Annotated in this window: 2 protein-coding genes; one reads left to right on the plus strand and one right to left on the minus strand. The window is 63.3% G+C overall.

The annotated features are described in order from the left end of the window. Window positions 1-1026 (minus strand): hypothetical protein (locus U9980_RS07710; protein ID WP_322767307.1); only part of this gene is annotated, 1026 nt, incomplete at its 3' end. 336 nt (window positions 1027-1362) lie between these two features. On the opposite strand from U9980_RS07710, the gene U9980_RS07715 reads away from it, so the two are divergent. Further along, window positions 1363-2076, plus strand: coding sequence for an MBL fold metallo-hydrolase (locus tag U9980_RS07715; RefSeq protein ID WP_322767308.1), 714 nt, complete (start codon window positions 1363-1365; stop codon window positions 2074-2076). Window positions 2077-2636 lie beyond the last annotated feature (560 nt).

The following is a 2636-nucleotide window of genomic DNA, read 5'->3' on the forward strand; positions in this document are numbered from 1 at the left end:
CGGGTCGACCGTAGCGCTGACCCAGTGGTTGAGCGAGCTACCGAACGTCATCACCCGGGTGAAGTTCTCGATCACATTCCCCGCGTCATCACTGAGCGGCTTGTCCACCGTGAAGTAGTGGCTGTCACCGTTGACCAGAACAACCGGCTTACCGAAGTCGACCGCCGCGCGGGCCAGCAGGGCCTTGGTGTCGGCGAAATGATCGGTCGGGTCGACAGTCGTTCCACCCGGGGTAGTGGAACTGTCACCAAACATGTCGGCCTGCAAAGTAATCATGACGGCTGTCGAGCCGCTCGCCTTTGCCGCCGCAAAAGAATCGGTGATCCACTTTAGGTTGGCAGCGTTACGCGCGGCATACTCCGCGTTGGCTTCGGCCTGCGGGCCGTCCTTGACATCACCGTCGGGAATGTAGTTGTTGTTGCTGCCGGGGACGTTGATGCCGACGTAGGTCACCGGGCCACGCGTCCAACGCACGTTCTCCGGGTACTGCGGGCTCTGCCTCGTCAGCCGGATGGTACGACTCCCCAGGCTCCGGTTGTCCGGAAAGAAAACCTGGCGGAGGTAGTTCAGACGGTCGACCGAATCGAACGTCGGCCCCACGGTGGACGGCCGGTCACAGTCCGTCCACTCGTTGTCGCCGGGAACGTAGACGACCGGATCCCGGAACTGGCTGAACAGATTCAGGGAGTATTTGTAGACATCCGGCTGACCAGCCTGCTGCGCGGAACCGTCAACATCTGCATAGCACGGCTCACTACCGTTCTTGATGTCGCCGTCGAATACGGAGAACTCCAGGTTCTGGGAGTTCATGTCGGCGATGACGTTGGGATACTGCGCCCGGCCCTTGGGACCGTACGGCATGTCGCCGAAGAGCCCGATCTCGTAACTCCGCGGGTAATGCTGGGAGTCGTGTCGATCGGTGTCATTGGAATTGGCGCTGGCCGCGGTGGCGGTCACGCCGGCGGCAACACAGCCGAACGCGAGAATCACAGCAGTTAATCCGACGACCTTGCGACGGGAGGTCATGGGTGACCTTTCTGACGATGAGACGGGTACAGGGAACAAAGCAGCGGAGAACGACATCCACGTGATGCCCGGACGAACGCCTCGCGTCCGCAAGATTGCAGTTGTCATACTCGGTGCCGACTCGACACCGCCAGGCCGCCCACCACACACCCAGTTGATCGCACGCTACCCACGGTCAACGTAGCCGACGCTGACAGCGACCGATGGTGACATCTCCAAGCCGTGACTGATAGCAACGATGTGGGTTTTTGATCGAGAGAATGTTCTGATCCTCCACACCGAGCGCGGCGCAGCGCCCGGCAGCGTCGACGGTGCGCCCGCCGTAACCTGGGGCCCATGGTCAACCGTCTGTACTTCCGTCAGCTGCTGTCCGGGCGCGACTACGCCCTCGGCGACCCGATCGCGACTCAGATGGTCAACTTCACGTACCTGATCGGCGATCAGGAAACCCGGGACGCGGTCGTCGTCGATCCGGCGTATGCGATCGACGACATCCTCGCGGCCCTTGCCGGTGACGGCATGCGGCTCACCGGCGTGCTGGTCACACACCATCATCCCGATCATGTCGGTGGCGAGATGCTCGGTTTCTCCCTCCCCGGGCTGCACGATCTGCTCGGCCGCGTTCAGGTTCCCGTGCACGTACACCGCGACGAAGCCGAATGGGTGCGGCGTACCACCGGGGTCGGCGCCACCGACTTGGTCAGTCATGACCACGACGACGTGGTCGATGTCGGCGCGGTGGCCATCCGGCTGCTGCACACCCCCGGGCACACGCCCGGAAGCCAGTGTTTCCTGGTGAACGGCGGGCGACTGGTCGCAGGCGACACGCTTTTTCTGGAAGGCTGTGGACGTACCGACTTTCCGGGCGGTGACCCCGACGCCATGTACACAAGTCTGCGAGCGCTGGCCGCGCTCCCGGACGACCCGGTCGTCTTTCCCGGGCATCTCTATTCAGCACAGCCGTCGGCGCCAATGTCGACGGTTCGGCGCAACAACACCGTTTTCCGGCCTCGTACCATCGAACAATGGCGCATGATGTTCGGCCGGTAATCCGACCGGGACGCATTGTCGACCGGGACGCGCTCGATGCCTGGTGACCGGGCAGCCACGGGACCGACGGCAAGCCCGGACACCACGGACGACCGCCCCGTCGACAGAACCTGTCGATCATGCGTCATGTCGCGGCGACCCCGGCGATGTTGCGCTCCGTGCCGATCCCGCCGCCAATTCATCGGCATTACCAGTAATACCATCCTGGGTTCAACCGATTACCCAACGAATTCTCCGCCGCCGTGACCCGGATCCCCCCTGCCGATCCGCAGATGCGCGGGATAGCCCACCGGCCGGCCCCACCAGAAGCTGCGTGCGTTGACAACGTTCAGTCGGCGTGGCACGGTACCAGGACACCCTTACGCCGTAAGTCAAGGAAGAGAAAGAAACCCGCCATGGCCACGAGCGCTCTGCCGGCAGGCACCGTGTCCGGCCACTGGGACGGCGACGAATCGCTCCACCGCAGCTACTTCAGGTAGTGAAGGCGCGGGCTGCCAGGGGCAACGGTCGTTGCGTTGGTGACGTCCCGTTACCAACGCATCCGCTAGCACGAGAAGTTC

It is taken from the genome of Protofrankia sp. Cr1, from assembly GCF_963555865.1.
In the GTDB taxonomy this organism is placed as follows: Bacteria; Actinomycetota; Actinomycetes; order Frankiales; family Frankiaceae; genus Protofrankia.

What these genes read in the sequence shown, in the direction of transcription:
- U9980_RS07715 (WP_322767308.1), top strand. Translation starts at nt 1,363, where the DNA reads ATGGTCAACCGTCTGTACTTCCGTCAGCTGCTGTCCGGGCGCGACTAC.